This is a genomic window from Athalassotoga saccharophila, assembly GCF_009936215.1.
In the GTDB taxonomy this organism is placed as follows: domain Bacteria; phylum Thermotogota; class Thermotogae; order Mesoaciditogales; family Mesoaciditogaceae; genus Athalassotoga; species Athalassotoga saccharophila.
This window is the reverse complement of sequence record NZ_AP019551.1, coordinates 869,391-888,515: the sequence shown is the minus strand read 5'-3', so window position 1 is coordinate 888,515 and position 19,125 is coordinate 869,391. Positions and strand designations below refer to the sequence as shown.

At 41.0% G+C, this 19,125-nt stretch carries 21 protein-coding genes and 1 riboswitch; of the genes, 8 read left to right on the top strand and 13 right to left on the bottom strand.

What is annotated here, in order from left to right; genetic code table 11:
• Position 1 precedes the first annotated feature (1 nt).
• The 5 genes from ATHSA_RS04495 to ATHSA_RS04475 are packed head-to-tail and all read right to left on the bottom strand — an operon-like array spanning position 2 to position 5,007.
• Complete coding sequence (locus ATHSA_RS04495) at positions 2-541, bottom strand: epoxyqueuosine reductase QueH (protein WP_197739235.1); 540 nt, start codon at positions 539-541, stop codon at positions 2-4.
• Positions 538-2,454: a transketolase gene (locus ATHSA_RS04490; protein WP_161847949.1), complete on the bottom strand. Its 1,917-nt coding sequence runs from the start codon at positions 2,452-2,454 to the stop codon at positions 538-540. The genes ATHSA_RS04495 and ATHSA_RS04490 overlap by 4 nt, the downstream gene beginning before the upstream one ends.
• 16 nt (positions 2,455-2,470) lie before the next feature.
• The gene (locus ATHSA_RS04485) at positions 2,471-3,250 is read right to left on the bottom strand and encodes a carbon-nitrogen hydrolase family protein (protein ID WP_161847948.1); all 780 of its coding nucleotides are present in this window, start codon (positions 3,248-3,250) and stop codon (positions 2,471-2,473) included.
• On the bottom strand, positions 3,247-3,789 hold the full coding sequence (locus ATHSA_RS04480) for a type 1 periplasmic-binding domain-containing protein (protein WP_161847947.1): 543 nt from the start codon (positions 3,787-3,789) through the stop codon (positions 3,247-3,249). The genes ATHSA_RS04485 and ATHSA_RS04480 overlap by 4 nt, the downstream gene beginning before the upstream one ends.
• A gap of 15 nt (positions 3,790-3,804) precedes the next feature.
• The gene (locus tag ATHSA_RS04475; protein ID WP_161847946.1) at positions 3,805-5,007 is read right to left on the bottom strand and encodes a patatin-like phospholipase family protein; all 1,203 of its coding nucleotides are present in this window, start codon (positions 5,005-5,007) and stop codon (positions 3,805-3,807) included.
• 392 nt (positions 5,008-5,399) lie between these two features.
• Here ATHSA_RS04475 and ATHSA_RS04470 point away from each other — a divergent pair, with 392 nt between their 5' ends.
• From ATHSA_RS04470 to ATHSA_RS04455, 4 genes are all read left to right on the top strand, one after another.
• The gene (locus tag ATHSA_RS04470) at positions 5,400-5,867 is read left to right on the top strand and encodes a PadR family transcriptional regulator (protein ID WP_161847945.1); all 468 of its coding nucleotides are present in this window, start codon (positions 5,400-5,402) and stop codon (positions 5,865-5,867) included.
• Entirely contained in the window at positions 5,857-6,792 is a 936-nt protein-coding gene (locus ATHSA_RS04465; protein WP_161847944.1) for an ABC transporter ATP-binding protein, read from the top strand. The genes ATHSA_RS04470 and ATHSA_RS04465 overlap by 11 nt, the downstream gene beginning before the upstream one ends.
• 4 nt (positions 6,793-6,796) lie before the next feature.
• A complete protein-coding gene (locus tag ATHSA_RS04460) occupies positions 6,797-7,891 on the top strand; it encodes an ABC transporter permease (RefSeq protein WP_161847943.1) in 1,095 nt (364 codons plus the stop codon).
• 143 nt (positions 7,892-8,034) lie between these two features.
• Positions 8,035-8,661, top strand: a complete 627-nt coding sequence (locus ATHSA_RS04455) for a DUF6062 family protein (RefSeq protein WP_161847942.1) — start codon at positions 8,035-8,037, stop codon at positions 8,659-8,661.
• On the opposite strand, the gene ATHSA_RS04450 is transcribed toward ATHSA_RS04455, so the two are convergent.
• The 8 genes from ATHSA_RS04450 to ATHSA_RS04420 all read right to left on the bottom strand — a co-directional run bounded on the left by ATHSA_RS04450 (position 8,644) and on the right by ATHSA_RS04420 (position 16,261).
• Positions 8,644-9,564 carry a DMT family transporter gene (locus ATHSA_RS04450; RefSeq protein ID WP_232060134.1) on the bottom strand — a complete coding sequence of 307 codons (921 nt, stop codon included), beginning with the start codon at positions 9,562-9,564 and terminating at the stop codon, positions 8,644-8,646. The genes ATHSA_RS04455 and ATHSA_RS04450 overlap by 18 nt on opposite strands.
• A gap of 106 nt (positions 9,565-9,670) precedes the next feature.
• Positions 9,671-11,056 carry a hypothetical protein gene (locus tag ATHSA_RS04445; RefSeq protein ID WP_161847940.1) on the bottom strand — a complete coding sequence of 462 codons (1,386 nt, stop codon included), beginning with the start codon at positions 11,054-11,056 and terminating at the stop codon, positions 9,671-9,673.
• A 1-nt stretch (position 11,057) separates the two neighbouring features.
• The gene (locus ATHSA_RS04440) at positions 11,058-12,188 is read right to left on the bottom strand and encodes a type II secretion system protein GspD (protein ID WP_161847939.1); all 1,131 of its coding nucleotides are present in this window, start codon (positions 12,186-12,188) and stop codon (positions 11,058-11,060) included.
• Positions 12,185-13,825: a COG1361 family protein gene (locus tag ATHSA_RS04435; RefSeq protein ID WP_161847938.1), complete on the bottom strand. Its 1,641-nt coding sequence runs from the start codon at positions 13,823-13,825 to the stop codon at positions 12,185-12,187. Before ATHSA_RS04435 ends, ATHSA_RS04440 begins: the two co-directional genes overlap by 4 nt.
• A gap of 46 nt (positions 13,826-13,871) precedes the next feature.
• On the bottom strand, positions 13,872-14,015 hold the full coding sequence (locus tag ATHSA_RS10205; protein ID WP_232060133.1) for a hypothetical protein: 144 nt from the start codon (positions 14,013-14,015) through the stop codon (positions 13,872-13,874).
• A 245-nt stretch (positions 14,016-14,260) separates the two neighbouring features.
• Positions 14,261-14,971, bottom strand: a complete 711-nt coding sequence (locus tag ATHSA_RS04430; RefSeq protein ID WP_161847937.1) for a hypothetical protein — start codon at positions 14,969-14,971, stop codon at positions 14,261-14,263.
• 260 nt (positions 14,972-15,231) lie between these two features.
• A complete protein-coding gene (locus ATHSA_RS04425) occupies positions 15,232-15,687 on the bottom strand; it encodes a hypothetical protein (protein ID WP_161847936.1) in 456 nt (151 codons plus the stop codon).
• A gap of 13 nt (positions 15,688-15,700) precedes the next feature.
• A complete protein-coding gene (locus ATHSA_RS04420; protein WP_161847935.1) occupies positions 15,701-16,261 on the bottom strand; it encodes a hypothetical protein in 561 nt (186 codons plus the stop codon).
• Positions 16,262-16,426: 165 nt separating this feature from the next.
• Here ATHSA_RS04420 and ATHSA_RS04415 point away from each other — a divergent pair, with 165 nt between their 5' ends.
• The 4 genes from ATHSA_RS04415 (at position 16,427) to ATHSA_RS04400 (ending at position 19,123) form a co-directional block, all read left to right on the top strand.
• Positions 16,427-17,068 carry a phosphatase PAP2 family protein gene (locus ATHSA_RS04415; protein ID WP_161847934.1) on the top strand — a complete coding sequence of 214 codons (642 nt, stop codon included), beginning with the start codon at positions 16,427-16,429 and terminating at the stop codon, positions 17,066-17,068.
• A 167-nt stretch (positions 17,069-17,235) separates the two neighbouring features.
• The gene (locus tag ATHSA_RS04410) at positions 17,236-17,859 is read left to right on the top strand and encodes a vWA domain-containing protein (RefSeq protein WP_161847933.1); all 624 of its coding nucleotides are present in this window, start codon (positions 17,236-17,238) and stop codon (positions 17,857-17,859) included.
• A gap of 13 nt (positions 17,860-17,872) precedes the next feature.
• On the top strand, positions 17,873-18,355 hold the full coding sequence (locus ATHSA_RS04405; RefSeq protein ID WP_161847932.1) for a hypothetical protein: 483 nt from the start codon (positions 17,873-17,875) through the stop codon (positions 18,353-18,355).
• A 28-nt stretch (positions 18,356-18,383) separates the two neighbouring features.
• Positions 18,384-18,548, top strand: a riboswitch (cobalamin riboswitch).
• Between the two features lie 65 nt (positions 18,549-18,613).
• Positions 18,614-19,123 (top strand): cob(I)yrinic acid a,c-diamide adenosyltransferase, encoded by a 510-nt coding sequence (locus ATHSA_RS04400; RefSeq protein WP_161848938.1) that lies wholly within the window; start codon positions 18,614-18,616, stop codon positions 19,121-19,123.
• Positions 19,124-19,125 lie beyond the last annotated feature (2 nt).

Here is a 19,125-nt window from a genome sequence, read left to right as displayed (position 1 = left end):
CTTATATCAAAACCTTCGGAAGGCTAAAAACGCATCCACAGTAATTTTGCCTGTAAATCCCGAGTTCTTTGCAGTAATTGACGCTTTCTAAAAAACCATTTTGTTTTCTGAAAACACTCGGAATATACCCAATCCCTACCTTTTGTGAAAGTTTAATTCCGATCTCATTTATGAATTTCACGTCCTTATGGGGACTTGTGGTAAGAGATGTCGCAAAGGCATCAAAACCATTCTCCTTCGCAAAGATAGCGCTCTGTCTTAACCTCATCGCGATACATGCCTGACATCTTTTAGATCCTTCCGGAAGATCTTCAAGACCTTTGACGCTTTTAAACCATCTTTGAGGATCATATTCGGGATATATAACATCGAAATTCCATATCTTGGCGAGTTTTTCAAGGGCGGCGCGCCGCCTTAGGTATTCTTCCTCGGGTTGAACGTTGGGATTGAAAAAATATCCCACAACTTCATTTGATTCGGAAAGCCTTTTGTAAGCCGTTGTCGCGTCCGGCGCGCAGCAGATGTGAAGCAAAATTTTCACTTTACTATCTCCCTCACCTTTTTCTTAAGAGATTCGGCATCAAGACCTTCTATTCTGTAAAGATCCTTGACAGCACCAGATCTCGTGTAGTCTAAAAGACCTAACTTTACGAACTTCTTTGGATAGACTCCATTCTCAACTGCGAATTGAGGTATAATGCTTCCCAATCCGGTATTTGCGTTGTGGTCTTCAAATGTTATGACGTATTTCGAAGAGATGTACTCTCCTATCCATTTTGGCAGTTCAAACGGAGTTGGAACTCCTATGACTGTAACCTTTATGCCTTCCTTCAAAAGTTCGTCTGCGGCCTTCACTGCTATGTGAGAGGTCTGACCCGTCGAGAAGATCGTAACTTTTTCTCCTTTTCTGAAAAGATCGCACTCACCGTAGACGAATTTGTAATTCTCATCGAAGAATACATTGCCATCCTCTTTTGTTATGACTGGAATTTTTGACCTCCCCACCGCAAGCGCGTAATTTCCCCATGATCTGGCCATAAATCTGACGGCCCTGTCTGTTTGATTCCCATCCTGGGGAACTATGAGTTTGAAATTGTATATATTTCTGAGTGCCCCTATGTAATCGATACAATGATGGGTCTTTCCGTCTTCGCCTACATCGGTTCCCACGTGGGTAACAACGAGTTTTAAATTGGTGTGGTTTATATCGTTTAGCCTTTGCTGATTGTACGTCTCATCTATTCCAAAGACTCCAAAATCGGCAAAGAACGTGACAACTCCTTGGCTCGAAAGTGCCCCGGCAACTGTCGCGGCGTTATGTTCCTGAACTCCTGCCTGAAAGAAAAGATCCGGACTTACTCTCTCGAATAGATCTGTCTTTGTGGAAGGCTTAAGATCGCAATCTATGACGGCAATTGGCGTCCCATTTGATTTTGCATTTTCGACCGCTATGTCCGCAAGCGCATGGCCAAAGGCATCACGATTCGCAACTTGCTGATCTGCTTTGTAAAAACGGGCTTTCCCGACCTCTACCCTTACCTCGTATGGCTTTATTTCAAAGTGCGGCATCGAGAAACTCTTTCGTCTCTCCAAATACTTTTGTATGTCATTTTCAATGCCAAGTTCTTTTAAGGCCTTATCTGCCTCTTCCAAAGAAAGGGCCTTGCCGTGGTAGGCGACATCATCCTCCATGAACGAAACGCCCTTACCCATAATCGTTCTTGCTATTATGGCCGTGGGTTTATCCTGATTCTCTATCGCGTACTTTATCGCATCGTAAAGTTGGACGTAGTCGTGGCCGTCTACCTCTATCGTCCTCCATCCGTCAGACTCATAACCTGCCTTTATATCAACGAACATTACATTTCTTGCATGGCCGCTTATTTGGGCATCATTGTAATCTATGACGACAGTTACATTCGAAAGGCCGAATTTTTTGGCGAACCTTCTTGCCTCTGCAACCTGTCCCTTTGCCTGTTCGGCATCGCTCATCAAGGCGAAAACATGGTAATCGAGCCCCTGAATCTTTGCCGCAAGTGCCATTCCACATGCCGCGCTCAATCCCTGACCGAGATTTCCCGTCGTCCATTCAACGCCTGGTATACCGCGCGTTATGTGTCCCTCAAATGGAGAATCGTAATATCTAAAGCCCGCTATCGCATCTTCTACTTTGAAAAATCCGAGTTCTCCAAGCGTCGCGTAAACACCTGGCGATGTGTGGCCATGACTTACGATTATTCTGTCCCTCGATGAATTCCATGGATCCTTAGGATCTATATTCGCATTCGAAAAGACAGTAAGGTATATGTCTATCGAACTCATCGAACCTCCCGGGTGGCCAGAATCGGCGACAGTCGTCATCTTTATGATATCGCCCCTGCAGCGCCTTCCAAGTTCTTTGAGTCTTTTTATTTCCTCTTCGGGTAGTTTTTCGTAAGAAAATCTTTTCTTCATCCAAAAACACCTCCGTTTATTTGTTCAGCAATCTCGCATAGGATTTCAAATCTTTCTTCATTCTTATCTCATCTATAAGGTTAAAGTCAAGATGGGAGACAAGAATCTCTTCTAAAATTTTGCTTTGCGCCTGTTTTATTATACCGCTCATCGACTCGGTCGCTTCAATGGGCGAATAAATCCCGCTCTGGCCTATGAAATGATCTCCAACGATATAACTTTCGAGAGAATAAACGTACTTCTGCTGTGAAAAAAGCCATGCATGGCCAAATGATTCATAATCTCCCGTCCATTTTTTGAGAAGTAAAGGGTTAAGAACGACTTTCACGTCATCTGGAATATCCTCATCCATGAAAGATACAATCGATCCGTAAATTTCGAAGATCTTTCCCTTCATCTCCTTACCGGTATTTCCTATCATGTGAAAGACTCTTTGTCCCCTTACAAGATCGGCGTATGCTATGTAAACATTCTCAGAAGATGCAACGGCACAAAAGATCTTTAAAACTTCATCGGCCGCCTTCGATATTTGACCATCGGAGAGCGTACCTTCATCGCTCGTGTAAAGTTCTATATTCATGCCGGCTGGGAAGAGAATGAACTTCGCTCCTTGCCCTTTTGCGCTTTTGACATTTGAAAGTATCTTCGCATGAAATTCCTTCCAACTTTTAAAGTTTTGGTGCTGAAATTGGATCACCCCGAAATAATCGGAGGCGGTATCCTGAAAAGACTGATTATCCACGAATGAATTCACCTTTCTTTTGAAGAAAAAATTGAGAAGATTGAAAAATTTCATTTCTCTTGAGCCTCTTTGTTGTTTTGGGTATACTCTTTCTTTTCAAATTGGAAGTTTATCATCGTGTATCTGTCCGAAAGTACTATCATGCCATCGTTGAATTCATTCATCTTCGTAAAGAAAGAGTAATTAACATTTTCTCCGGCCACATTCACGAGAATCGTTGGAATTCCAGTAGTTTGAGCGCATCCCCATCCGCTTGCTATCAACTCGTAAGGATTGTAATTTTGATTTCTCAAATATCCAACCACAAGATCTATCTTAAGGCTCGGGATTTTCAAAAGCAAATCTCGCATTCTCAATTCTTCATTGTAAAGGGTTGCGATTCTTAAATCAGTCTGAAACACGATCTCATCGAGGGTTATTGGTATTCTCCACTTTCTCTGGTAAATTCCAAATCCCGAATCTTCAAAAAGGATCCCGCCATCTGTCGATCGAATCCATTTTCCAAAAGAGGAAACCTCGGTACCAAAGGTTATACCCAGATCGAATTTGGTGAACTCAGTAGACGAGAGGATGGAACCCATGTATATTTTCATCCGCATCGCTCTCCTTTAACATTTCATATTCGTTGACACGATGTACTTGCAAATCTCTCTTACAAACTCCACTATCGTATTCTCATTATTTTGAAAGAAAAGAAAGCCCGTTTTGATCTTTTGATCGTTATCGGCAATCGCTTTCACCAATTCATGCTGGGTGTAAGGAACGAGCCTTTCTATTCCGAGAGTGTTTGCAGCCATTTCTAACAACTTTATATTCAAAGTATCGAAAGAAGTGGCCTTAACCGTTTGATATATCTTCGAAAGAATGACGGTATAGACTGCGAAATCGCGGGAATATCCGTTTATATCAACACCGAGTATGTCTGCCACCTTCGAAAGTTCCTTCGCATTCATAGAAAGCAGGGCATCCAAAATTATAGGAGATTTCGGAGGATATATGTAATATCTGTCTCCAACGAATTTGCCAAAGGCCTTAAGTGTGTCTAAATAACCCATCATCTCCCATCTTTGCTCGTCTGAAGGGTTGAAATCGAGAGCCGTTCCGAGCGCACCCGAAGGATCTATAACCTTTAGTTCAACATCCGGTGGTATGGGTGGGATAGTTATTGGTATATCTGAAACGTTGATAAGAAGTATCTTTTTGAATCCTTTTTTGAGGGCCATGTCAACGGGCGCATTGTTGTAAACGCCTCCATCTATGTAGATCTGGCCATTTATCTTTTGCCTTTGAAAGACCGGATAATTCGCACTGGCAAGTACGTAGTCGGCAAGTTGTCCCTCGGGAATTTGGGAGATGTAAAGTTCCATCGGTGAAAATTTTGAAAGATCGTAAGTTACAAGTCCAAAGTCTATACCGCTCTTTCTTATCTTTTCTTCATCGATATTTTCCTCGACCATCTCACGCAAAGGCTTTATATCGATAAGATGAAATGTCAAAAGTTCACGGGCAACTCTTAAGTATATGGGAGAGGTAGAGGTTGATTTGACAGACATGACGTCGGAATAAGAAAGGTCTTGCCACATTTTGTAAAGTTTTTCAGTCTCTCCCTGACAGTAAAAGACGCCGTTCAAAGCGCCCACAGACGTGCCATAGACACCCTTTACATCTAAGTTCAACTGAACAATAGCCTTAAGAGCGCCTGCTTCGTAGGCTCCACGCGCCCCTCCGCCCGTTAGAACAAGTGCCCATGAAGAAGAAAAGACCATTACAGCACTCCCTGCAAGAAATATAACAAAGACAAACAACCTCAATTTAACCATCTCTTTAAGATTATATCACATATACTGAACCATTTTTACCGTATCGATTCAGGTGCCGAAATCGTAGCATGTGGCGGATGGCACTTAGAAAAAAGAGAGATTAGAGAAATTCGTGACGCGTAAAGCGCGATCCGTAATCAACAAAGTCTTTTACTTTTCTTTCATCCTTTATTTCACTCGTCACTATTCACCGGCCAAGTCATCCTGCCCTCACATTGTGTTCCAACGGCTTTACGCACATGCGTAGACGTGAATAAATAGAAGGCAATATAACACGAGACAAGACTTAAAGGAGTGTTAAAGAATAATTCTTAAAATTTTAAATCGAAGGGCATATAATCTATTTAGATATATCTGTTTAGATATAAAATGGAGGTAAGATTTTGAAGACTTCTTATCCTATGTTGAAGATGATGCTTTTGAATTTTTTGTCTGAAAAAAAAGAGATAACGGGATATGATTTTCTAAAATACGCAAAGTCAAAAGGCGTTCCGGCATCTGCAGGAACTGTCTATCCACAATTGAGTGATCTGTTAGATAAAGGCTTAATAGATCAGAAAATAGAGGGAAGGAAGAAGATATACAAACTCACAGAAGAGGGTCTAAAGTTCGTGAATCAGTTGAGAGAAAATACAGACACACTTAAGATGATGATGAAAAAGATTGGTATCGTTGTTGGTGAAAAAAACCCTGCGATGCCCGAAGAAATGAAAAAAGTCGTGAAGAATTTGCTTTACGTACTTTACGATATTTCGAGTAAAAATTTCAATTCAAATTTTTCTCTCAAAGAAAGTTTGAAATTGATAATTGAATCGGAAGAGATTCTAAGGAGGTTTGAAGATGGAAGATAAAGCAATAGTTGTAAAAAATCTTAAGAAATATTTCAAAGATGTTAAAGCCGTTGACGATATCTCTTTTGAGGTTGGTTATGGTCAGTTGTTTGCCCTTCTCGGACAAAATGGAGCGGGAAAGAGTACGACTATAAGAATTTTGACGAATTTGGCTGTGCCAACGAGCGGATACGTTGAAGTCGCTGGATACAATGTCGTGAAAAATCCAACAGAGGTAAGAAAAAATATAGGTCTTGTCGCCGAAAAGGTAATTCTTTACAACGATCTGACGGCAATGGAAAATATAAAATTTTTTGGAAGGTTATACGGCATGAAAGATTCAGAGATATACGATAGGGCTGAGAAGTTCTTGAAACTTTTCGATATATGGGACTTTAAAGATATGCTCATATCAAAGATGAGCACGGGTATGAAGCAAAAGATAAACCTTGCAAGGGCACTTGTTCCGGATCCAAAGATAATCTTTCTCGATGAACCAACGCTCGGTCTCGATCCGGTCTCGACAAAACACATAAGGGATTTCATAGTTCAACTGAGAGAAGAGGGAAGGACCATAGTTTATACGACCCATGTACTTCACGACGTTGAATTGATGAACGTTGACAAGGTGGCAATAATGAGAAAGGGAAAGATCGTTGCCATGGGCACTTTGAATGAGATAAGGAAACATTTCAAAAAGGCCGAGATCGTCGAGATAGAAACGGACAAAACTTTGTCTTTTAACGATCCGAAGATAAAGATTCTCGAGCAGGAAGACGGCTACGCAAAGGTAGAGGTTGAGGATCTCAATCAATTCATGAATTATCTTACAAAAATGAACATAAAAGTCAGAAGTTTTAAATCTCTCGAACCTTCTTTGGAAGATATTTACGTCGAGATATCTGAAGGAAAATTAGACACCGAAATGGAAACTGTAAAGGAGTGACAATATGCGAATATGGGACATAGCATGGAAAGACCTAAAGGTCTTTTTAAGGGGACGCACAAGAGTTGTATTTTCGATTTTAATGCCAATCATAATGATGTTAATGTTGGGCTTTATCTTCCCAAAAACGGGAGGATCCTATTCTGGAAATATAGGGATATATTCTCAGGATCTCATCTTCAACTCAAAGGTTGAAAAATCTCTTCCCGCATCTCAGACGAACAAAATGATCTTTTACAACTCGAAGCAGGATCTCATAGATGCCCTTGCGAGCGGTAAGATAATGGTCGGGGCAATAATTCCAAAAGATTTCTCTCTTTCAATAGCCTTGAACAGACCTGTCACAATGGATGTAATACCAAGTCCTGCGAATCCTCAGGCAGGAATAATGATGGCTCAAATGCTTTCCGATATGTTTGGACAGGCAGGCTCACAAAATATAAAGCAGAATATAGTTCAGTCAAATTTGATAAACGCCGATGGAACTAATTTTAACTATTACGATTTCACAGTCCCGGGTTTAATGGCCATGATAGCGATAATGAGTGTAATGACCGGCCTTGCTTCTGCAATAACACGCGAGAGGGAACTTGGAACAATGGACGGTGTTATGGTCACGCCTATAAGCCGTGGGAGCATAGTTGTCGGTAAAATACTCGCCCAGACAATAAGGGGATTTGTCACCGCGATGATAATTCTCGTCATTTCATGGCTATTTTTTGGAGTGCAATTTTCGGCCACCTCTCTACTTTGGACCATCTTTTTGTTGCTTTTGGGAACGTTCAGTTTTATCGGAGTTGGTGTCATGGTAACTGCGGCGATGAAAGAGCAGGAAACGGCGATGATAACGATGACGACCATAACCTTCCCGATGATGTTCTTCTCGGGCGTCTTTTTCCCGATCCAGCAAATGCCAAAATTCATGCAGTACATAGCCTACATCTTCCCGTTAACCTATGCGGCAGATGCGCTAAGAAATGTCATAACTTTGAACGTGGGATGGAATTTCATATGGTTTGACGTTGCCATACTCGCGGGTTTTGCGATCGTAACATCTTTAGCGGCAACATTCACATTCCAAAAATTGATCCAAGATTGAATCAAAGTCCGGCTATATGCCGGACTTTTTAATTAACCACAGTCTCTGAAAATATCTTCTTGTAAAGATCCAGTGCCCATTTTCGAAGTCGTCTTGCCGGCATTCTGCCATGCGCTTAAAATTTAATTATAGTGAGGTGAAGTATGAAAAAAGAAATAGAGTCCGGATATCTGATTGGAAAGATAGACGAACTTCTCGATAAGGTAGGATGTCCAATATGCAAATTAACAGTCGAGAGTGTGGACGATAACATAGATGCATTATTTTACGAAAATGTCAACGATCCATCGGAGAGAAAAAAATTTTCATCCGGACCCGGATTTTGTCCGAAGCATCTTAAAATGGTCGAAGATCATCTGAGAGCCCATCCAGAACTCGGCATACTCGGCGTCTCGGTACTTTACGGGACGATATCAGATGAAATAATACACGCTTTGGATGGAGAATCGATAAATTTTGGGAAGAATTGTCAGATGTGTGCGGTAGAAAGAGGCGCAGAAAGAAGATATCTGGACCTTTTTGCACAGTACATCTCAAATGAAGAAAGACTTAAAAGATACGAGAACTCGATCTCGATGGTATGCCTCACGCACACAAATGAATTGTTAAACAGAAATACCAATTTCAAAAGAGTTCAGATATCAAAGATGGAAAGAGTTATAAATGCCTTAAAAGAATTCATAAGGAAAAACGATTACAGATACTCCAAAGAGCCAATTTTTGTCATGGAAGGAGAGGCGTGGAGAATAATTTCACAGTTCCTTTCTTGAACTGGAGAAATTGAACAACTGGGCCCATATCGCGGCAAAGGTTATCATCGCAAAGCCAATGATCTCGGTTTGAGAAAAAGTTGATTTCAGTATTAAGACAGAAAATACAGTCGCCATAACGGGCTCTCCGGCATAAATAAACGAAGAGGAAACCGTGCCTATGCGTTTTTGATACTTTGCCTGAATTATTATTCCAATTATGCTTGCAACTATTGCCATATAGAGAATAAAGATCACATCGGGAAGATTCCAATTATCGTTGTGACCTGAAAAAATGTAAAAGGGAAGGTTGAATACAGTTATCACTAAAAACTGGTAAAATGTCAGGGTTATCTCTTTGCCCTCATGCTTTTTCGTAAGAACAGTCATCAAAAGTACCTGAAAGGCAAAGGCTACCGCACACAGAAAGGTTAAAAAATCTCCGAAATTCATCTCAAAAATTCTTCCGGAAAGTTCTGTCAAATATATTCCCGAAGTCGCGATTATTAGGGCGAGGATTGTGTGCACACTCACCTTTGTCTTTTCGAATATGAATGACAGAATTGGAGCAAATACAACGTACATCGAGGTTATAAATCCACTTTTGGCAGGCGTTGTATAGACAAGGCCCCATGTCTGAAACACAAAGCCAGCCCCCATCGTAATGCCGAGTAAAAGGCCAGATTGCCACACCGAAAGAAAATCGCGCTTTATGGATGGAAAAAAGATGATAAGCATTACCGCATCGGCGATCAAAAATCTGAAGAGGTTTAAAGAAAAAGGAGAAAGTGTCTCAAGCATTATCTTTTCTATTGGAAAGGTGGTTCCCCACACCACAACGAGCAATGAAAGCAAAAGTAAAGGTAAAAATTTAGACTGAGAATTTTTTTCTATACGCAATCCTCCCACAAAATAAGAATTCAAATGTCAATATCGATTTAGAGTATATAACAATTTTTTTCAAAAGTGAAGTGGTCGAAAAAAGTGGCCGTTTTCACGGCCACAGTGGGGGTAGAGAAAGACGAACTTCTCACCAACTCATGGTTATGCCTCCTCCAAAGGTATAACCATTTGCCCACAAAATTTTTGCCCGAATCCATTCGTAGTTCAGGCCTATCTCTATGTAAGGTCCGGCAGTTTGTAATTCCCCCCTTATCCCACCGAACACCTCTATATTCCAAAGATCCATTCCCACACCCGCAGAAACTTTAAACGGATTTATCCCATTTAAAGTCATCTCGTTCCAAAGTTCTCCCCTTAGCATTAAAAATCCGATCGATGTTGTATCTTTGATTCCGAATTTCACCATTGGAGTCATATTTTCAAGGCCTAAAACGATTTTACCGTACATCTGATCTATAAGATTACCCTCAACTCCGACAAAGATTCCAGTCGTTCCCTGAGAAGTACGGAAGTTGTAAATCTCTCCAATTATAGAAAGTTCTGTCGATCCATAACTTACGCTGCTGAGTATTTTGGAATTAGTCTGATCGTAAAAGAGATTCAACCCAAGTTTGTTTTGTGCTTTTTGACTTTCAAGTGCAAAATCAGACTTTATGTTGTCGGCAAAGCCTATGAAAACAAGGAAATTCTTTCCTCCACTCTGGGCACTTGCCACCGCACGGCTGTTCTGATCGCTCAAAGGGATCTGGATCGCATTAGTGCTTGTTATTAAAGAGACATTTACCGTGTTCTGGTTCGATTTAACTTTCATCGCAAATTTCGGATCTGCCAAATTCACAGTCCCTTCTCCGATTGTTTGAATTGTGATATTGCCGAATATATCGCTCTTACCATTTATCTTCATTATCTCCCTGAAAATCTCAAAGGAAGTGCCGGAAAATGTTAAAATTCCCGACTTGTTTATCTGTTCTATCTGTCTGAATCTTTGATATTCGTCTGAATTCATCTCATGGATTTCGTAATAGAAAAATCTATTTTCATTCGGAAGATCTATCTGAGAAATCATACTTGCTATTTCATTCTTTGTCTGATCATCCGCATCTACGAGTAAAATATTCGAATTGGGCGAGTAAAGTACGTATTTCGAAAGTACTCCCAAAAGGTCATAGGTAACCTTGGCACTAACGTATTTCAGAAAGATCATGGATGGTTTGTAAATCGTTGCGCGAACCTTGTCGGGCGAATTCATGCTTCCGACAAGATATACATTTCCAACCTTTGCAAAGGCGTAATTGGTAGACATGAGCACTTTCTGCAAGGCATCTTCAAAGTTTGAAGATTGAAAGGTCATATCGACGGTGCCCGTCACATCATCTGCAAGTATGACCTGAATGTTGTAAGTTCTCGCTATGTCATTTATCGCATTTCTTAGATCGGCACCTGAAAAGGAAAAATCAATTCCAAAGGCAATTGTCGAGATGAGAATTATCGCTAAATATGTCAATCTTTTCATCTTACTCACCTGCCTTTACCGAGACAAAGAGGATCACACGCTTGAGAACATCTTTGTAATCCAACTGGGTAAAAAATTTTCCGATTATCGGTATGTCTCCAAGCACGGGTATCTTCGATTCAACGGACGAAAGAGATGTAAAACTCATCGCCGCAACGGATATTCTTCCTCCGACGGGGATCGCTATGGACGTTTGAATGCCCTGCTGAACGGCGGTGGGAATATCCTGACCTACATCTTCAGACGAATAAAGCGCTTCCAAAACATCAAGTACGACTTTGTCGCCCATTATGGTTGGTGTAATAGTCGTCTCGATTCCTATCGGGATCTCTTTGTAATAAGTATTCCCGTTAAGCACGTACTGGTAAGATCTTATCGTTTTGGAAAAGATCTTGGACTGCATTCCGTTTATAGCCTTTACATTTGATTGAGAAAGAAGTTTGAGATCTTCACTTGACTTGTTTAGATTGAAACTACCAGAGAAAAGTCCGAGAGGAGTTAAAATGTTTGTTGTGAACCATTCGTTGGATATCGAAAAGTAACTTGCCGTACCCGTTGATGTTGAGTTATATACCCAGTTTCTTTCCCATTTTCTAAATGTATTCTCGTCAGTTTCGACAACGGTTATCTCAAGTTCCACTTCCCTTTTCGGAAGATCTAAAGTCTTTATCAAAGAAATTATCTTATCCGACATATCCTTTGGAGCGGTTACCGTCAGGACATAAGGATCGCCCGATGTGTTTACGTACTTTCTCATGTAGGCAGGAAGCAGAGACACTATATCGGATGCTTTATAATTTAGGCTTTTGTACTTTGTTGTCGTTGAAAAGTACATGAATTTATCGCTCGATGGGGTCGCCAAAGAAACAAAATATACTCCATTTATCTTTGTCCACGAATATCCCCCGGCCAAAAGCAAAAGGTTGAGCGCCTGATCGATGGTTACATTTTTTAGATCTATTGTCACGTACCCTCCAACGGAATCATCTGCTATTATGGTCTCGCCCGTATCGTAAGAGATCTGGCTTAGCGCCTGTCTGAGATCCATTTCAAAAAAGGATTCATTTATAAGTTTTCCAAAAATGGAAATTGAAATTATCAAAAAAATAGACAAAATGATAATCTTTTTCATGATTGAACACTTCCCATCCTGACAAGATCGTCCTGGGTTATCTCAAATGTGATCTCGGTCTTTATCTGCTGATTTGAATTCTTGTCACCTTTGTAAGTTATCATCATCGGAATACGGTATTCGCCGGCTTTGGATATTTTGTAATTTCCTATGGGAATATCGACATATCTCTCGATAGATGGGAAGATCGAAAATCCAGATTCCGAAAGATACTGTGCCTGAAGTGTCAGATAATTCATCTGCGGATCTACGATGTCGTAAATTATGTTGAAATTGGTGAAGGTATTTCCGGTATTTTTTATCCACACTCTCAAAAATGCTTTGTCCGTTGGCGTTGAAGGCATTATCTTTTCCACATTCGTTATTTCAAAGCCGTATCGTGTCGTTCCGATTATTCTCATCATAACGGGAATATAAAAGGTAGAAAGGTTTGAAGAATTTTCGGCCGATGTTTTTATTCTTAAGGCGAACGCGTAAAGACCTGTCGCGTCTTGCGACACTTTGTATGAGAAAGGAATGACTCTTTTTTGATCCTCTCTTAGGGTAAAGTTATCGGGATACAATTTAACGTCATCGATTCGAGATCCAAAGATCCAGTAGCCATTTTCGTCCATAGAAAGCGTAACCGCGTCGATCGTGGCTGATATCGTCGAAAATTCCCTGTTTGAAAGTTCGAACTTTCCCATTTGATTTCTGCCTGCCTTAACATCGCCCGTTATTTCAGAAGGTGAGAGCAAAACATTGACGTCTAAAGGTTTAGATGAAGATGTAGACTCTACTATAGAAAAGGTTTCCTCTTTATGATTTAAGAATCTTTCTCCAGATTTTAAATTTATCTTGACCGTGTACTCGCCGGCCGGCAAAGACCTATCGTAAAGCGCGTACATCTCTCTTTCTATTTGAGGCATGACAAGATCTGTACGATCCATCATAAGATCTCCTCTGCCCCAGACTTTGTTGTCGGAAGAAATGATAAGATAATCGCCCGTCGGTCTAAATGAGGTATCGCCAGAATTTTTGACGATCGCACTTATTCTTAAGCCTCTTTTTCTTAAGCCTCTTTGCGTTGAAGTTGCCATTACATCCAAATTCACGATTTCTATCTTGTCTAACGTCAATTTTGAATTCGCAGGCCTTCCTTTGACCGTAACGTGGACTATGCTTCCGAACCTAAAGCGTCTTTCTATCGAAATTCCGGTACCCGTCGCATTTGAAGATGTGGGCGTGTTCTCCTTTGGTATGAAATTTGCCCATATCATGGCGTAATAATCACCGCCATATCTTACAGATCGCGGGACTTCAATGCTAACCTGAATTTTGGACGTTTGCAATGCGCGAACGTTAACGTTAGTTTCGTTGTTGGGAAATTTTATCCATTTTGCGCAGGAGAAAGTGTAAGTAGAATCTTTCGTAAGATATATATAGGCACCATTTTTGTCAAGCATGAATGCGCCGATCTCAAGTTGATAATTCACATCTGCAAGTGTGCCATTGACAAGATTTAATTCAAAGGTCTGAATGTCTCCGGGGTACATCTCGACTTCTGTCTTAAGAGGACTCAGTCCAAGATTGTAGGTAACAGAAAAAGCGCTTATCGCAAGGCAGGTTAAGATTGCAAATATCGATAACTTTTTCATCCTTCTCTCACCCCTTTCCTTTCTTTAAAACTCTATTTGCCATTCGTTATTTTCTGAGATTGATTACCGATATTATGGTCAATCCCGTCGTGTAATCCCCCGGCATGCTGGCATGGATGTAATAGTTAAGATATTGAATTGAGACGAAGATCCATTGAACTATTTCGGTGCTTAGATATATCTTTGGCAAAATATATGAATTATCCAAGGTTATGTATCAATTTGTATTCCATGGGTTATAGCCCTGAGCTTATGCTATGTTTGAATTTGTCTCTTCGATTCATGTGTTGTTTGTCCGTCTGTATATCGATATACTCTGAGAAATAACAACGGACGCCAAAATCGTAAGGATTAAAATTGTCAAAATCTCTTTTCTCATATCCTCCATCCTCTTTTCAAAGAGGCCCCCGAAGGGGCCTCGAAAAGACTTAGATGTTATGGATCGGATTGAATGAATATGTCAAGATATGTCGAATATTGACCTTTTGGCTGTTGGTAATTTACCCTGAAGCCAAGCCATCCGTAGAATGTATGTTCCCAATAGTTGGGACCATAAAGTGTTATCTTTTGCGCTGGGGATCCGTAATTCGCATTTATGTATGCCATATCATACCAGAAACTGTTGTTTGCACCATTTGCCGGAAGCCCAACTCCTGGCACACTTGCGTCATCAACTTTGTATCCAAGCCATGTCGGAATAGATCCGGCCCCAGAAGGTCCACCGCTGAGATTTCCTCCCGTCCGGAAGTAGGCAAAAACTCCACCGTTTGTCATTACATGAATTGTGAAACTGTCGAGGGTGTAATCTCCCGGTATATCAACATGCATGATGTAATTAAGATATTGAATGCTTATGTATATCCACTGGCTGACGTTGAGTGTCCAGTTTATCCTTGGAAGTTCGAACCATGTCGGAGTTGCTGGAAGTACGATGAAGTAACCTACGTTTGGAACCTGAACAGATGTCGCAAGTCCGCCGGTCGACCAGGTATTTTCTCCGGTTGCAGATGCGAATACGGTGTTAGTAACCTGTACCCAAGAATTCTGGGTTGTATTCCATGTAAAGATTGGGATATTAGTTTGTGCAATGCCTATTACCCCGACAACGAGCAGCGCAAGCATACCCAACAGTATAACTTTTTTCATTTCCTATCACCCCTTATCGATCTTTGATCTATCTTTCGGTGGCCACCAAAAAGACTTCTCAATTGTACTTAGCAAGATGCGTGCCAAGATTGGTGAACAGCAAAAACAAGCGCATGGCTTGTAGCCGGTAGCATGTAGAAAAAACAGTAAAGCGTGATCGGTAATCAGCAAAATAGCACGTGGCGGGTGGCCGGTAGCACGTGGAAAGTCCTTTCCATTTCTGGAAAGCATTTTCCATTTTTGGAAAGTCCTTTCCAAAATTATGGATGGGGCGCTATGCTCATTTGAATCCAGCAGGTATATATCCCTTTAGGCACAGATCGTGAAACGTCCATCGCAAACCATATCTTGAAGATATGATTTCCAATTCCGCGCGTCATGCTGAATGAGTTTAACTCGGAAGGAGTTTGCCAAGCGTTTGAATTAAGAGGCTGACTTGGAACGTAAGATGTGTTGTTCCCATCGTAAATATGGTAATAAGTAGGTATTGAGTTTGTGCCAGAAGTAAGATTTCCACTTGCGGCAAATTCGATATCTATCGGTGCATGATCTACATCCATTTGTATTTGCATATCTCCAATCATCCACTGACCAGGCATGTTAACGTGAATATTTATCGACGTGTACTGAATCGAGACGTAAACTGTTGAAGTTGCATTGTTGGCAAAGGCGATCGACGACAGGATCAAAGAAATCAGAATCATGTATTTGATCATCTTTCCATCCCCCCTATATGTCCGGCACCACGTAAGTGTCGACTATAATCGGACCGACAAAGACAGATTCTTGATAACCAAGATACAGGTACAATTCATGGTTGCCCGTTGTCATTCTTATTCTTTCGAATTTACCGGAAAAACTTTGCTGAACGGGTGAAGTAGCCGTAAGATGGTGAGATACATCATTTCTCGAGACCGCATAATCGAAATTAAGCGAGTCGTTGGATTTAAGACTTACGTAAAGATCGTCAGTTATCCATCCACCGTTCACCTTCGCGCTTATATCAGTGTATGGGCTGAAAGAAATCCTTGCAGTCAAAGATTGCGTTATTTCCACTTTCATCTCTATCCTTCCATACCGAGATTGCCATAGACTTATCGGTATAAATCCTCCGACATTGCCCGAGATCATGGTCGTTGTGAAAATCCCGCTTGCCTGGGCACTTGCAATTGAAATTTGATTTACCAAAATCCATGTTGCACTTGTTTCATCGTATTTGTATATCGAAATGGTCTCGCCAAAAATAAGTACTGGCAGGCAAAAAAACATAATCCAAAAAATGCCTTTCACATTTTCTCACCCCTTTCTTTTTATCCCCAATTAATTTAGCAAGATGCGTGCCAAGATTGGTGAACAGCAAAAACAAGCGCGTGGCATGTTACGTGCTTGAAGAATGGATGATTCTTAAGGTTGATTGAGTATATAATAAAGAAAATGATTAAGGGGGGAAATAAAATGGGATGGTTAAAAAATCAGGTAAGGCATGGTGTCGTTTATTCGGGATGGAAAAATATCTTGTTTTCTTTGATCCTTATAATTGCACTTTACTTAACAAATCAAATCTACGAAGTACTTAACCACGGTCCAAATTTGATCTTCATGAAGTCCTACATTGATGATCTCATACCCATCATTCCTCCATTCGTGATTCCCTACGTGTCTTTGAATTATTTCATTTACGCATCTCTCATTGCCTTTTTGTGCTTCAGAATACGTATCTTTAAATCTGTTGCGCTTTCAATGATAGTTGTGTGGTTTGTAAGCTACACCTTCTACTTTTTTGCCCAGTCATTCGTTCTAAGGCCACATCTGACTGGAGAAGATATTTTCACAAAGATGATAATCAATGTTTATTCAGTGGACAATCCTTACAACGATTTTCCCAGCCTCCACACCTCTCTGTCCGCTCTGATGGCATTTCACTGGATTCGTGTTAGTAAGGTTATAGGTATTCCCGTGGTCGTATGGACTGTCTTGATCGTGGCTTCAACGGTACTTGTCAAGCAGCATTACATAGCCGATTTAGTGATCGGGATCGCGTTGAGTTTTGCCGTATCGAGGATATTTCTTAAATACGTGGCGAAAGAAGAAGTTTGATCGATCATAAATAAATTGTAATTTTTTATTAATTTTACATTGTTATAATGTTTTTAGAATATATAATTAATGTTGATTTAATTGATTTTTAATCCCACGCACAGTTCTGTAAATCAAAAATCCTTCGGGGGGAAAAAGACGAACTAATAAGTAAGGGGGATGGTACAATGAAGAAGTACCTCATTTTGATCTTCGCAATTGCGGGTGTGACATTTCTGCTTTCGGGGTGCGTTAATCTGACGCAAAGCATGCTAAGTGTCTCTTTTGTCAACGACTACAGTGGAAGTATGCCAACTACGGCGATAAGCAACATGGAAACTGCCGTCAAAACCTTTATAGGGTACATGCAATCGATGGATAGAGGAGAGTACATAGCCTTCGGTGAAAATGTAATCAACGAATCCAACGGTTTTGTAAGTCCTCCTGTGCTCTTGACAAAGGTCGGTGGAGCCGGCGTAAATCCTTCGGGAACGGCTCTATATGACGCGATCTATCAGGGCCTTTCGGATTTAAGCGGCCAGCCGGCGGGCAACGTCAAGGCCTTGATAGTCATGACAGATGGTGGGGACAACGCTTCGACGCACACGTCAAGTGATGTGATAGGTTACGCAAAAAGTTTAAAGATACCGATCTTCACAATTGGACTTGGATCAAGTATAAATTCGACTGTACTCCAAAATATAGCGACTCAGACCGGAGGAAAGTATTACTACGCTCCGAGTTCTTCCGATCTTCTTGCAATATACAACTCGCTGATAAAAACCGTAACTGGCAGGATATACCTTTATTAAGGTGGTGATAGAGATGAAAAAGTATATCCTTTTTACCATTTTGGTCTCAATTTTGATCCTTGGTATATCAACGACAGGCTTTTCTAAAACAAGCGTGGGGATTTTTGGAGCAATAGAGATGCCAACATCCTCCACTGTGTGGATTGGTGCGACGATTCGATCGATAGGCGAAAGTTTGATAGGTTTTGAGATCGCGGCCATGATCGAAAATGATGCGCTGTTTGCGGGAAATTTCACATCGTTTCAGATAATGCCATCCGTGTACCTTTGCATTCCAATGGGAAATTTGTCAATATACGCAGGTGTTGCTCCTGTGATCTCGATTTTAGGCACTTCGATAAATATAAAGCAGGACTCTTTCTATGCCAGAGGAGGTGTGCAATTCTCTCTTGGAGGAATCCAGATCTTTGCCGGTGCTTCAGAACTGATCTTCATTCAGGGATTCACGCCTTCAAAGAAATTCGGTGTTGAAGGAGGACTTGGACTTGCGTTCTAAAAAGGGTTTTGTAATTTAGACTTTGTTGTATAATCGATTTATAACAGGTACATTGTTTAAAAGGGAAGTTCGGTGAAAGACCGACGCGGGCCCGCCGCTGTAACCGGAGATAGGATCTGCATATGCCACTGGAAACGGGAAGGCGCAGATTTGAGCCGGAAGCCAGAAGACCTGCCTGTTAAAAAATTCGTGGCATTGGCACGATGAAAAGGGAGATCGGCCGACATTTTGTCGGCCTTTAATTTTTGATAGAAGGTGATCGAAATGTACGTTCATGTCTACACGGGAAATGGAAAAGGGAAAACGACTGCCGCAATAGGACTTGCAATGAGGGCCTTTGGTGCCGGGTTAAATGTCTCATTCATTCAATTTGTGAAGGGAAGGTACACAAGCGAGATGAAAAGTTTTGAAAAACTTGGAATAGAATTTTTTCAGGGAGGAAGGCCAGAATTCATAATAGGTAAGCCCTCAGAAGAAGATGTTGAGGCGGCCTTGAATACTCTCAATCATGCTAAAGAAAAAGTTTCTTGCGGCAAATACGATCTCGTTGTTCTCGACGAGATAAACATTGCCGTGTACCTTAAACTTTTGTCAGAAAGTGATGTCATCGATCTGGTAAATTCAAGATCTGAAAGAACTGAAATCGTTTTGACGGGCAGATACGCAACAGATAGAATCATCGAGATTGCAGATCTTGTTACCGAAATGAAAGAGATAAAGCATTATTACACTAAGGGAGTCCAACAAAGGATAGGCATAGAGGTGTAGAT